Here is a 12772-nt window from a genome sequence, read left to right on the forward strand (position 1 = left end):
GCAGGATCCTCGCTTCGCTGCGGTCCTACCTTCGCGCGCTTGATCCTCAGTCGCGGGTGAGCCGGCGGTGTGTGACGCGGTGGGGGCGTGCTGCTTCGGCGCCGAGGCGTTCGATCTTGTTCTTCTCGTAGGCGTCGAAGTTTCCTTCGAACCAGTACCACGCGGCGGGGTTCTCGTCGGTGCCTTCGTAGGCGAGGATGTGCGTCGCGACGCGGTCGAGGAACCAGCGGTCGTGGCTGATGACGACAGCGCAGCCGGGGAAGCTGAGCAGCGCGTTCTCGAGGGATCCGAGGGTTTCGACGTCGAGGTCGTTGGTCGGTTCGTCGAGCAGCAGCAGGTTGCCGCCCTGCTTCAGGGTGAGGGCGAGGTTGAGGCGGTTGCGTTCACCGCCGGACAGGACGCCGGCCTTCTTCTGCTGGTCGGGGCCCTTGAACCCGAACTGCGAGACGTAGGCGCGTGCGGGGATCTCGACCTGGCCGACCTGGATGTGGTCGTTTCCTTCGGAGACGACCTCGAACAGAGTCGATTCGGGGTCGATGCCGGCGCGGTTCTGGTCGACGTAGCTGATGTTGACCGTCTCACCGATCTTCACGGTGCCGGCGTCTGGCTCTTCGAAGCCGACGATCGTCTTGAACAGGGTCGTCTTGCCGACGCCGTTGGGGCCGATGACGCCGACGATGCCGTTGCGCGGCAGCGTGAACGACAGCCCGTCGATGAGGACGCGGTCGCCGAAGCCCTTCTTCAGGTCGTTGACCTCGATGACCTGCGCGCCGAGGCGCGGGCCCGGCGGGATCTGGATCTCCTCGAAGTCGAGCTTGCGGGTGCGCTCGGCTTCGGCGGCCATCTCCTCGTAACGCGCGAGGCGTGCCTTCGACTTCGTCTGGCGGGCCTTCGCGTTGGAGCGGACCCACTCGAGTTCTTCCTTGAGGCGCTTGGCGAGCTTCGCGTCCTTCTTGCCCTGGACGGTGAGGCGCTCCTGCTTCTTCTCGAGGTACGTCGAGTAGTTGCCCTCGTACGGGTAGAGACGACCGCGGTCGACCTCGCAGATCCAGCCGGCGATGTTGTCGAGGAAGTACCTGTCGTGGGTGACGGCGAGGACGGCGCCCGGGTAGCTCGCAAGGTGCTGTTCGAGCCAGAGGACGGATTCGGCGTCGAGGTGGTTGGTGGGCTCGTCGAGCAGGAGAAGGTCGGGCTTCTGCAGCAGCAGCTTGCACAACGCGACGCGGCGCTTCTCACCACCGGAGAGGACGGAGACGTCGGCGTCACCGGGCGGGCAGCGCAGGGCGTCCATGGCCTGCTCGAGCTGGGAGTCGATGTCCCACGCGTCAGCCGCGTCGATCTTCTCCTGGAGCTTGCCCATCTCCTCCATGAGGGCGTCGAAGTCGGCGTCGGGTTCGCCCATCTCGGCGGAGATCTCGTTGAACCGGTCGAGGTCGACCTTGATCTGGCCGAGGCCTTCCTCGACGTTGCCGCGCACGTCCTTCTCCTCGTTGAGCGGCGGCTCCTGCAGCAGGATGCCGACGCTGTAGCCCGGGGACAGGCGTGCCTCGCCGTTGCTGGGCTGGTCGAGCCCCGCCATGATCTTGAGGATGGTGGACTTGCCGGCGCCGTTGGGGCCGACGACGCCGATCTTGGCGCCGGGGTAGAACGACATCGACACGTCGTCGAGGATCACCTTGTCGCCAACGGCCTTGCGCGCCTTGGTCATGGTGTAGATGAACTCAGCCATGCGCCCGAGGCTATCGGTTGCAAGCCGTTCGACGCGACTTTCCGCGGCGCGTGCGGGGCCCGACGTCCGCCCGGCCGGGCGGTGACGTGCTCACCGTCCGGCCGGCCTCGCCGTCTCAGGCGTCGACGAGCGCGCGGCGCCCCTCGGTGGCTTCCTCGTCGGACGCGGGTTCGCTGCGGCCGAACTGCTCGTTCTCCACCGTGCGCGTCACCTCCGTGACGATGTCGTCGGCGAGGCGGTCGGAGCTCGGGATGACGGGGTCGGAGCACTTCCTGAACGACGTCTGCCCGAACTTGTGGGAGGCGCCGATGTCGTGCGCGTCGATCTGCACGCTCATGCGCTGCGAGCCGTCCTGCGCGACGTACTGACTGAGCCGCAGCCGACCCGAGACCATGACGTGCTGACCCTTCGCGAGCGAGTGATAAGCGTTGCCCGCGAGCGTGCGGAACGCCGTCACGCTGAAGAACTGCGACGCACCGTCGCTCCACGTGTTCTCCTGCGCGTTCCAGCGGCGTTCGTTGACCGCCATCCGGAACGTGAGGAACGCATCCCCTGTCTTCGTCTGGCGCAGCACCGGGTCGGTGACGACGGTGCCGCTGATGTCGATCGCTACCTCGTTCATGGTGGTTCCTCCACTGCGGCCGCGGCCGCGTCAGGCGTCGCGCCGGCCACCTCGGCCGGTCGTGATCCCGACGCTAGGCAGGTTCGTCCGCCCCGCGCGTCCCACCGTCACCGATGCTGTGGATAGGCCCTCCCGAGCGCTGCCTGGGAGGGCAGATTCACAGCTGGCACGGCTCGCCTGGGGACGGCCGCGACGCAGCGTCACCATCCCCAGCCCGGAGCCGAACCACGTCACCCCCGCGCCTGACCCACGGCCGTACCGTCCGCAGAGCCCCCACCCACCAGCACCGCAACCATCGCCCGCGGCTCAGGCAGACGCCTCCGCGAGCGCCCGTGCCGTGTCGTCGTGGCGCCTCACGACCGCCTCGACGGGCGCGATGATGCGCTCCGACGCCACCTGCGCGATGGCCTCGTCGAGGCGCTCCTGCGCATCCTGACGTGCGCGTCGGGCTCCCGTCCGAGCGAGGGTCCGCGTGAGGACCGTGAGCAACAACCCCGCGAGCAACCCGCCGGCGAGCATGACGAGCGGGATGGGCAGCCAATCACCCGCCATCGTCGGGACGCCCACGTGGATCTGCATCGTGCCGAGCAACGCGAGCACGATCAACCACGCGGCCCCGGCCAGCGCGACACCGGCGAAGGCCCACTGCAGCGCCGACGCCGCGGCCCACCAACCCGGGAAGCGTCCGCGCAACGGCGTGCGCAGCACGGCCTGGTCGAGCGCGTCGGCCATGGCGCCGTCACGCCCCGTCGCGGCGCTGCGCACCTCGTCTGCCCAGGGGTCCGGCAGGCCGTCCGCAGCCTTCTCCCCGAGACGCCTCGTCGCGAGGTCGACCGCAGCGCGCGCGGCCGGCGTCGCGGGAGGCAGCGACGACTTGCCGAGCACGACGCGCCGATCACCGCGGCTCATGCCGTCGGACACCTGCTTGTCGAGCCCGAGCCGCGCGAGCGGCCGCGCCTTGAGCTTCTGCGACCAGCGCGTGAACGGCCATCCGGTGCGCCGTGCCGCCTCTGTGCGGTAGTCGCGCTCGACGGCGTCGAGCACCACCCCCACACCGGCCGACTGCGCGAGGGCGGAGACGAGCTCGGCGTTCGTCCCACTCGTGCGATGCTCGCGCACCGCTCCGACGTGCGAGCTGAGCCGCTGGGCCTGATGCCGCAGATCGCCCGCGAGACGCCGATCGGCGGCATTCTTGGCCTGCACGACGTCCGCGAGAGCGTCGACGAGGGTCGTCACACCGCCGTCGACGACCGTCGAGGTGGGCAGCACGAGCGCGTCCGTCAGCCCGTCCTCGACGAGGAGGCGACTCAGGTCGGCGAGGCAGCTGTCGGCCCCCTCCGGCGTCAACCGATCGGCCTGGTTGAGCACGACGATCGACGTCGCCTTCGCGACCGCGAGCTGACGGACGTACTGCTCGTGCAGCACCGCGTCGGCGTACTTCTGCGGGTCGGTGACCCACACGAACAGATCGCACAGCTCGAGCACGCGATCGGCCTCCGCACGGTGCTCACGCACACGGGAGTCGAAGTCGGGAAGGTCGAGCAGGACGAGCCCGTCGAGCTCGGCATGACGTGGCATCGCGGCGTGCACCTGATGGCGTGAGGGCACGTCGAGCCAGTCGAGCAACTCGCTCGGAACGCTCTCACCCCAGATCGCCGCGGCGGCCCGTGACGTCGTCGGGCGGCGCGCGCCGACCCGCGAGACGGGCTCGCCGACGAGCGCGTTGAACAGGCTCGACTTGCCGGAGCCGGTCGCCCCGGCGAGCGCGACGACGGTGTGGTCACCGCCGATCCGTGAGCGCTCGGCGACGCGCGCCAGCAGCTTGCGGGCGACGGCGACATCGTCCGCGGGCAAGGCGGGCCCACCGAGCGTCAGCGCGCGTTGCAGCGCGGCGGCGCGGCCGTCGACCTCCTCGCGCGCAACGGGGGCGACGACCTCGGCGCGTTCGCGCCGCTCGCGTCCGAACGGCTTCCAGCTCATCGCGCCTCCTCGACATGGGTGAGCGCCGTCTCGATGCGAGCCGCCGCCTGCTTCGGCAAAGCCACCTCACCGAGCGCAGCGTCGTAGCGACGTTCCTCGGCGGCGAAGAGCGCCTCGACGCGCTCGATGAGCAGACCGCGGGCCGCCTTGGCGAGCGAGCGAACGGCCTGGTCGCCGAAGATCGCCTCGAGCAGGCGCTGCGCGAGCACGGACGAGCCGGCGGAGATGCCGACCTCAGCGCCCGTCAGGCCGCCTGTCGAGGCGAACGTCACGATCATGAGCAGCACGGCGATGCCGTTGACGCCGAACGCGAGGAAACGCGCCGTCGAGCGCTTCTCACCGGCTTCGGAGCGAACGAGCTCGAGCACGTCGCCCTGCCAGTCGCGCACGAGCCGCTCGATGTGGTCGGCCACCTGCGGACTGGCTGAGGTCAGCTCGGGGTGACGCGTCACGAGCGGTTTGCCCGCGTCGTCGAGGCGCCAGCCGCGGCCGGCGTCGAGGGCTGCCGATTCAGCGTGTGAGGTGACGAGCTGCGCCACCCCGGACTGCAGCGCCTCCCCCAGATCCTTCGCGGGTGCGGCCTTCTCCGTCCGCGCGGTGAACAGAGCGGAGACGCGGTCGCGCAGGCGGCTGACGCCGGCCTCGAACTGCTTGAACAGCTCACCCGTACCGACGAACTCCTGCCACCGCGCGAGCACCTCGCCACGCAGCAGCGTGCCGTCCTCAAGACCTTCGGCCACCTCCTGCAGGTGCTCGCGATAGGCCTCGTGGGCCACGTCGCTCAGCCGGGCGTGGGCATCCTCCTGGGCCCGCGCCGCCGCGACGCTCGCCCGTGCCCGCGGCGCCAGCGAGTCGAGGGCGCCGTCGAGGGTGCGGCGGATGACGGCCTGCCGCGACATCGCGTCGCTCGCGAGCGAGTTGAGCCACTCGGTGATGCGCGCGACTTCGGCCTGCGGCAGCATGCCGTTGTCGTCGAGCGGCGATTCGGCGACCGCGAACACCGGCGCACGGCCCAGCCCCTGCGCGGCGAGCATGCGCGCGAGGTCGGCCTGCACCTCGTCGATCGCCTCGCGCGGCACCCGGTCGAGGACGACAGCGACGGACGTCCCGCGCTCCGTGGCCTGCTCGAGCATCTCCCACGGCACCGCGTCGGCGTAGCGCACCGCGGTCGTGACGAACAGCCACAGGTCGGCGGCCGACAGCAGCTGTCGGGCCAGGTCGCGGTTCGCGGAGACGACGGAGTCGATGTCGGGCGCGTCGAGCAGCGCCAGCCCGCGCGGCACGGACGCCGACGCGACGAGCCGCAGCGACGACGGGTCGTCACCCTGCGTCGCACTGCCGGTCAGGCGTGACAGGCCGGGCAGCACCCGCTCGTCGATGAACCAGTGCGTGTCGCTCGGGTGGTGGATGAGAACCGACGCGCGCGTCGTCGGGCGCAGGACACCCGAGCGCGTCACCTGCTCGCGCACGATCGAGTTGACGAGCGTCGACTTGCCCGCACCCGTCGATCCACCGATGACGGCGAGCAGCGGCGCGTCGAGCGATTCGAGGCGGGGCATGACGTAGTCGTCGAGTTGCGCGACGAGCTCGTGCTGCGAGCGCCGAGCGACCGCCGCGTCAGCCGTCTCGAACGGGAGGACGTTGGCCGCGACGGCGGCGCGCAGCTCACCGACTGCTGCGTGCAGCCGGGCGGCGTTGAAGGGTTCGTTCACCCTGTCAGTCTTGCCGGTGCGCGCGTGCGGCTCAACTCGCTCGGCGCATCGACCGTTCCCGGATGCCATGACGGCGCTGTGGCATCAACGCCTGATGCCCTGCCGACCACGTCGCCATCCCGCGCGCTGCTACCTCCGAGCGTCGTCGCCTTTGAGCGTCGTAGCGCTTCGAGCGCCGCCGCGCCGTCAGCCCTCGAGCAGCGTCTGCCCGACGTAGGAACCGTCGCGCGCGCCCGGCGGAATGGCGAACAGCCCGGATCCGGTGTGCTGCAGGTATTCCATGAGGGCATCCTCGCGGGACATGCGCATCTGCATCGGGATGTACTGCGTCGACGGGCGGCGCACGTACGCGAGGAAGAACAGCCCCGCGTCGAGGCGACCGAGCGCATCGTTGCCGTCGGTGAAGTTGTAGCCGCGCCGCAGCATCTGGACGCCCTTGTTGTTCTTCGGGTGGGCGAGGAAGACGTGCGAGTTCTTGGCGATGAGGGGCTTGTTCTCGCGGCCGGTGACGTCGAAGCGTGGTTCGTCGAACTCCTTGCCGCCCGACAGCGGCGCTCCTTCGGCGCGGTCGCGGCCGATGAGGGTCTCTTGCTCGCGCAGGCTCGTGCGATCCCACGTCTCGAGGTGCATCGTGATGCGGCGCGCCACGAGATACGAGCCGCCGGCCATCCAGTCGGCTGCGGCGTCGTCGCCCTTCGAGACCCACACGTGCTCGTCGACGACGTCCTGCGACTCGGCCTTGATGTTGGCCGTGCCGTCCTTGAACCCGAACAGGTTGCGCGGCGTCGCCTGCGCCGTCGACGTCGAGCTGGTGCGACCGAAGCCGAGCTGCGCCCAGCGCAGCGCGGCGAGGCCGAAGGCGATGCGGGTGAGGTTGCGGATGGCGTGGACGGCGATCTGCGGGTCGTCGGCGCAGGCCTGGACGCAGAGGTCACCGCCGCTTCGATGCGGGTCGAGCTTGTCGGCCGGGAAGTGCGGCAGCTCGCGCAGTTCCTTCGGCTGCTTCTTCGCCAGGCCGAAACGATCCTTGCCGTCGCTCGTGCGGAACAAGGTGGGGCCGAAGCCGAACGTGATCGTCAGGCCGGCCGCGCCGAGCCCGTCGGCCTCACCCGTGTCGGCCGGGGGGGCGTCGTAGGACGTCACCTCGTCCGACGCCGGCAGCCCGCGCATCATGCGTTCGGCGGCGGAACTCCAGGCACGTAGGAGCGTCTCGAGGTCGTCTCGGGTGCTCGCGGTGACGTCGAACGCGGCGAAGTAGAGCCGGTCCTGTGCCGGGGTGACGATGCCGCTCTGGTGGGCGCCGAAGAACGGGTAGGTGCGCGCCGAGGCGTCGGGAGCCGGGTTCGCGGAAGCCTGAGAGGCACCCCACCCCCCGGCGAATCCGGCCAGCCCTGCGGCTGCGCCGCCTCCTGCGACACCGAACATCCCGCGGCGCGACAGCTGCGTCACTTCACCCATCCTTCTGCACGTCGTGTCGATCCGCTCTGACGCGGATCCGGTCGCTGCGATCGTCGTGACGACCACCGTCGAAGCGCCCCACCCAGGGTAGGGCGCTTCGACGCCGGTGTCAGGACGTGACGGTCGCCGTCAGCTTCGACAGCGGTTCGCTGAGCGCGTTGACCGCGTCGGAGAGTTCCTTGACCTCGGCCTTCGACAGCTTGTCGTAGCTCTTGAAGACGGCGTCGTCTCCGGAACCGGAGACGCGGTGCTTGTCGAGCAACTTCTGCAGCGCCGCGAACTTCGTCGCGATCGACGTGTCGAGCTTCGCGTCCTTCTTCTTGAGCAGCGGACGCAGGTTCTCCCACGCGATGCGTGCGCCGTCGACGTTGCCCTGGAAGTCGTAGAGGTCGGTGTGCGACCAGATCTCCTCCTCGCCGGTGACCTTGCCCGTGGCGACCTCGTCCATGAGGGACTTCGCGCCGTTGGCGATCTTGTCGGCGGTGAACGTCGTCGTCTTGGTGCGCGTCTCGAACGTCTTGGTATCGCTGAGGAGCTGGTCGGCGATCTTGTTGCGCTCGGTCTTGCTCATCTCGGTGTAGCCCGACTTCGGCGGCCACAGATCCTTCTCGATGCGGTGCCAGCCGGTCCACTCCTGGCCCTTCTCGAGGTCGGCCTCGCGCAGGTCCATCTTGGGGTCGAGGTCGCCGAACGACTCGGCGACGGGCTCGACGCGCTCCCAGTGCAGGCGCGCCTTCGCGTAGAGGGCGCGCGCCTCGGCGTCCTTGCCGCTCTTGTAGAGGTTGACGAACGTCGTCGTCTGCGCGCTCAGCTGCGTCGCCTGATCCTTGACGTAGGCCTGGTACTGCTTGTCGGCCTCGTCGACGAGCGCCTTGTCGGCCCCCGTCGGTGTGAGGTCGGCGCCGGAGTCGGTGACGGTGAACTTCGACTGGATGCCCTTGCCGACCATGCCCGGCTTGCAGGCCGTGTAGTACGTGCCCGGCGCGGCCTTGACGACGAGTTCACGCGTCAGGCCCGGTGCGATGTTCTCGACCTCGCCGACGATGCGGAGGCGGTCCGAACCGAGCAGGTAGAACTCGGTGACCTTGTCGCCGTCGTTCTTGACGCTGAACGACAGGGTGCCCGAGGGTGCCTCCGAGGCCGAGACCTTGCACTCGCTCGACGTGGAGGAGACCGTCAGCTTGCCGTTGCCCTTGGAATCCTTCGAGTTGCTCGTGCACCCGGTGAGCGCCAAGCCGGCGATGCTGGTGAACGCGAATGCCCGTGCGGTGCGGGTGGGGAGAATCATGCTGTTGCCTTCTGCTTCGTGGCCACGGCGGAGCCCGAGGCCTTCGGGGGGTGGGGTGCGCGCACGCGCACGATGAACATCGGCAGGACGATCGCGATGTAGGCAACCCAGACGGCGAGCTCGAACCACGTCGTCGCCGGTGAGAAGTTGAACGTGCCCTTGAGCAGCGTGCCGATCCACGACGACGGCGGGATCTGTTCGCTGACGTCGAACGCGAGGGAGTTGAGGCCCGGCAGCACACCGCTCTCCTGCAGGTCGTGCACGCCGTACGCGAGGACGCCGGCCGCGACGAAGATGAGGAAGCCGCCGGTCCAGGTGAAGAACTTCGACAGGTTGAGCGACAGCGCACCGCGGTAGAGGAGGCAGGCGATGACGACGGCCGTCAGCAGGCCGAGCCCGGCGCCGATGAGCGGCGCGCTCGACGAGCCCTCCCCCGAGCTCGCAGCCTGCGTGGCTGCCCACAGGAACAGGGCCGTCTCGAGGCCCTCACGGCCGACGGCGAGCATCGCCACGACGACGAGGGAGGCGCGCGAGGCGTCCGCGGCGCGGTCGACGTGGCTCTTCAGATCGCCCGACAGGCTGCGGGCGGAGCGTGCCATCCAGAAGATCATCCAGGTGACGAAGCCGACGGCGACGATCGACAGCGTGCCACCGATTGCCTCCTGGGCCTCGAACGTCAGGCCGCGGGGGCCGTACGTGAGGGCGGCGCCGAAGGCGAGGGAGATCGCGATGGCGGCGGCGACGCCGAGCCAGATGCGCCCGAGCAGGTGGCGCCGACCCGACTTCACCAGGTAGGCCACGAGGATGACGACGACGAGCGACGCCTCCAGCCCCTCTCGAAGCCCGACCAGATAGTTGCCGAACACCACGCACTCCTCACAGCCAAACGTTTAGGTAAGGCAAACCTAAAGCATGGAGGAGTCTGAGAGTGCATCGGGGTGCATGAGGGCATGGTGATGTGACGTGATTCGCGTCGCGAGGAGGTGATGTGGGGCCCACGACCCCGATGTGGCGGAGGCGGGCGGCTCAGCGCGCGGAGCAGGGGCGTCATGAGCGAGACATGGGCGTGACATCGGCGCGCGACGACATGGCGTCGCCTTAGCACGGCAGCGCAGCGCACGCCGCGGTCGAGCCGCTTCGGTGCCCCCGGCGAGATTCGAACTCGCGACCTAGAGATTAGAAGGCTCTTGCTCTATCCAGCTGAGCTACAGGGACTCACCCGCCGAGAGCGGGTAAACAAGAAAACCCCCAGATCGCTCTGGGGGCCACTTGCTTGGGGTGAGTAACGGGACTTGAACCCGCGACATCCTGGACCACAACCAGGTGCTCTACCTGCTGAGCTATACCCACCATGCGCCGTCCACGTCACCGTGTCAGGCAGCGCGGACGAATATACCCGAAACAGGGCCGCCGCGCCCAATCAGGGACGCGTCCGGCGTCAGGGGCCAACCTCGTAGCGCTTGGCGATGACCTGCGCCTCGTTCGACGTCGGGCCGGGAGCGGGCACGAAGACAGCCTCGCGATAGTAACGCAGCTCCGCGATCGACTCGCGGATGTCGGCGAGGGCGCGGTGGCCGCCGTGCTTGGCGGGCGCGTTGAAGTAGGCGCGGGGGTACCAACGCCGCGAAAGTTCCTTGATCGACGACACGTCGATCGTGCGGTAGTGCAGGTGCCCCGCGAGCTGCGGCATGTCGCGCTCGAGGAAGCCGCGGTCGGTCGAGACCGTGTTGCCACCGAGCGGCGCCTTCCCCGCCTCGGGCGCATGCTGCATGACGTACTCGAGCACGAGCGCCTGCGCTTCCTCCATGCTGACCCCTTCGTCGAGCTCGGCGAGCAGCCCGGACCTGGTGTGCATGTCGCGCACAAAGTCACCCATCTGCTCGAGGGCTGCCGGCTCGGGCTTGATGACGACGTCGACGCCGTCACCCAGCTGGTTCAGCTCGAAGTCGGTGACGAGCGCGGCTACCTCGATGAGGGCGTCGTTCTCCAGGTCGAGGCCCGTCATCTCGCAGTCGATCCAGACGATGCGGTCGGTGTGGGCGCGGTCGTTGTCAGTCACGGCGAACATCCTAGCGAGCCTCGCCCCCGCCATGACGATGCCGCCCCACCCCGCGCTCGGCGGGGTGGGGCGGCAACGTCACGGCGGCGAATCGCGCTGAACAGGTGCTCAGTTCGCCGTGGTGTTCGAGAACCAACGGCGACGGCGCTCCTCGCGCTCCGCCGTCACGGCGCGGTACTCGCGCGTGTTCGGGTGCTCGTAGCGGTTGCGTGCGTTCTCGACCTCGGCCCACTTCTCCTCGAGCGGACGCTCGGCCTCGGCCTTCTTGCGCTCCTTCGCGCGCTCGGCCTCCGCCTTCTTCTGCTCGGCCTCGACCTTGTGACGCTGCGCGTCACGACGTTCCCGCTCCTCACGCTTGTGGCGGCTCTCGGCGAGCGCACGACGGCGACGCACCTCGCGCGCCTCGGCGATCTCCGCCGCCTCGCGCTCCGCGGCGTCGTCCGTGGCGCGACGACGCGTCACGCCGTCCGCGCGTGAGGCGCCGGAGCCTTCCGCGAGGTCGGGGGCCTCGTCCTTCGTGGCCGCGGCGAGCGCCGGAGCGGCTTCCTGCGTCTTCGACTGCGGACGCGTCGGACGCTTCTCGCTCGAGCCGGCCTGAGCGGCCATCGTGCGCTCGTCGGAACGCTCCTTGGGAGCCTCGGGCAGCATCGTGCGGACGGCCTCGTCGGGCACGCCGGACGACAGGCGCAGCGTGTGCGCCTGCTCGACGAGAGCGTCGTACTTCTCCGCCTTCTTGTCGATGCCCTTCTCGTCACGCACGGGCAGGAGGATGAGCTCTTCGGCCGGGTAGCCGGTCTTCAACTGGCGCGTGCGCAACGTCTCCGAGTCGAACTCCGCACCGAAGAGCATGGCGAGGTTCGTGATCCACAGCCACAGCAGCAGGATGATCGGCGTCGCCATCGGGCCGTACGTCTTGCCGTAGTTGCCCATGTTGGACACGTACCAGGCGAAGGCGATCGTCCCGATCGCCCAGATCACGAACGCGAGGATGGCGCCCGGGTTGAACATCGCCTGCTTGAAGGGACGCTTCACGTTCGGCGTACCCCAGAACAGCAGCGAGATGATGAAGATGACGACGACGATGACGAACGGCACCTTCGCCCAGTCCCACACCGTCGCAGCCTGCGTGCCGAGACCGACGGAGTCGAAGATCTGCTCCGCGATGCCACCCGAGACGACGAGCGAGAACGCGGCGAGGATCGCGAGGACGAACGCCACGATCGTGACGAAGTAGAGCCACGGCCGCAGCTTGAAGACGGGGCGACCCTCGGCCACGTCGTAGATACGGTTGCTCATGCGCGAGAACGCGTTGACGTAGCCCGACGCCGACCACAGCGACACCAGGATGCCGAGGATGAAGGCGAGGCCGGCGCCGCCGCCCTGCAGGTTGTTGATGAAGGTCGTGAACCCCTCGGGGATGTCGTCCTTGTTCTTGCCGACGATCTCCGCGATGGCTTCGATGACGCTGTCCGTCGTCTTCTGCCCGTTGCCGAACAGCCCGATCGTCGAGACCGCCGCAATGATGGCGGGGAACATCGCCTGCACCGAGTAGTAGGTGAGCGACGCGGCCAAGTCGGTGCACTGGTCCTGCGAGAACTTGGCCGCAGCGCGCTTGAACGCGACCTTGTAGTCGGGTTTGGCGTCGAGCTTCGGCGGATCGCCGTACGGGCGCTCCACTCCGGCTTCAGGAAGGCTCGTCATGAGTCGTCTCCGGTGTGTTGTGGTCAGAACTGTTCTGTCTCGAATCTATCGCCCCGATCGCGCCGCGTCCCATCCCCCGCTGGGCGCGTCGGAGGCGTATCGTGTTGCGCCGCACGCGAGGCGCGGCTCGAAGTTGGCCCGAAGTGCCGCTGTCGTCTATAGTTCTTTCTCGTTGCGCCAATAGCTCAATTGGCAGAGCAGCTGACTCTTAATCAGCGGGTTC

9 protein-coding genes and 2 tRNA genes are annotated in these 12772 nt (G+C 68.9%); all 11 read right to left on the reverse strand.

Annotated features, from left to right (window positions below):
- Window positions 1-46 precede the first annotated feature (46 nt).
- The 11 genes from ettA to AX669_RS09400 all read right to left on the reverse strand — a co-directional run bounded on the left by ettA (window position 47) and on the right by AX669_RS09400 (window position 12549).
- Window positions 47-1729 (reverse strand): energy-dependent translational throttle protein EttA, encoded by a 1683-nt coding sequence (ettA, locus tag AX669_RS09350; protein WP_006945958.1) that lies wholly within the window; start codon window positions 1727-1729, stop codon window positions 47-49.
- Between the two features lie 115 nt (window positions 1730-1844).
- A complete protein-coding gene (locus AX669_RS09355; RefSeq protein WP_062258044.1) occupies window positions 1845-2351 on the reverse strand; it encodes a single-stranded DNA-binding protein in 507 nt (168 codons plus the stop codon).
- 306 nt (window positions 2352-2657) lie between these two features.
- Entirely contained in the window at window positions 2658-4331 is a 1674-nt protein-coding gene (locus tag AX669_RS09360; RefSeq protein ID WP_062258046.1) for a GTPase family protein, read from the reverse strand.
- Window positions 4328-6043 (reverse strand): dynamin family protein, encoded by a 1716-nt coding sequence (locus AX669_RS09365; protein WP_062258047.1) that lies wholly within the window; start codon window positions 6041-6043, stop codon window positions 4328-4330. The genes AX669_RS09360 and AX669_RS09365 overlap by 4 nt, the downstream gene beginning before the upstream one ends.
- A 186-nt stretch (window positions 6044-6229) precedes the next feature.
- Window positions 6230-7501 (reverse strand): iron uptake transporter deferrochelatase/peroxidase subunit, encoded by a 1272-nt coding sequence (efeB, locus tag AX669_RS09370; RefSeq protein ID WP_050786543.1) that lies wholly within the window; start codon window positions 7499-7501, stop codon window positions 6230-6232.
- 109 nt (window positions 7502-7610) lie between these two features.
- Entirely contained in the window at window positions 7611-8789 is a 1179-nt protein-coding gene (efeO, locus tag AX669_RS09375; RefSeq protein ID WP_062258049.1) for an iron uptake system protein EfeO, read from the reverse strand.
- Window positions 8786-9655 carry an iron uptake transporter permease EfeU gene (efeU, locus tag AX669_RS09380; protein WP_062258054.1) on the reverse strand — a complete coding sequence of 290 codons (870 nt, stop codon included), beginning with the start codon at window positions 9653-9655 and terminating at the stop codon, window positions 8786-8788. The genes efeO and efeU overlap by 4 nt, the downstream gene beginning before the upstream one ends.
- Window positions 9656-9930: 275 nt before the next feature.
- Window positions 9931-10004 (reverse strand) — tRNA-Arg (locus tag AX669_RS09385).
- 59 nt (window positions 10005-10063) lie between these two features.
- Window positions 10064-10139 (reverse strand) — tRNA-His (locus tag AX669_RS09390).
- 88 nt (window positions 10140-10227) lie between these two features.
- Entirely contained in the window at window positions 10228-10857 is a 630-nt protein-coding gene (orn, locus tag AX669_RS09395) for an oligoribonuclease (RefSeq protein WP_062258050.1), read from the reverse strand.
- 99 nt (window positions 10858-10956) lie between these two features.
- A complete protein-coding gene (locus tag AX669_RS09400) occupies window positions 10957-12549 on the reverse strand; it encodes a YihY/virulence factor BrkB family protein (RefSeq protein ID WP_082740792.1) in 1593 nt (530 codons plus the stop codon).
- Between the last annotated feature and the right edge of the window lie 223 nt (window positions 12550-12772).

The organism is Dermacoccus sp. CCH2-D9 (genome assembly GCF_001556795.1).
Taxonomy (GTDB): domain Bacteria; phylum Actinomycetota; class Actinomycetes; order Actinomycetales; family Dermatophilaceae; genus Dermacoccus; species Dermacoccus nishinomiyaensis.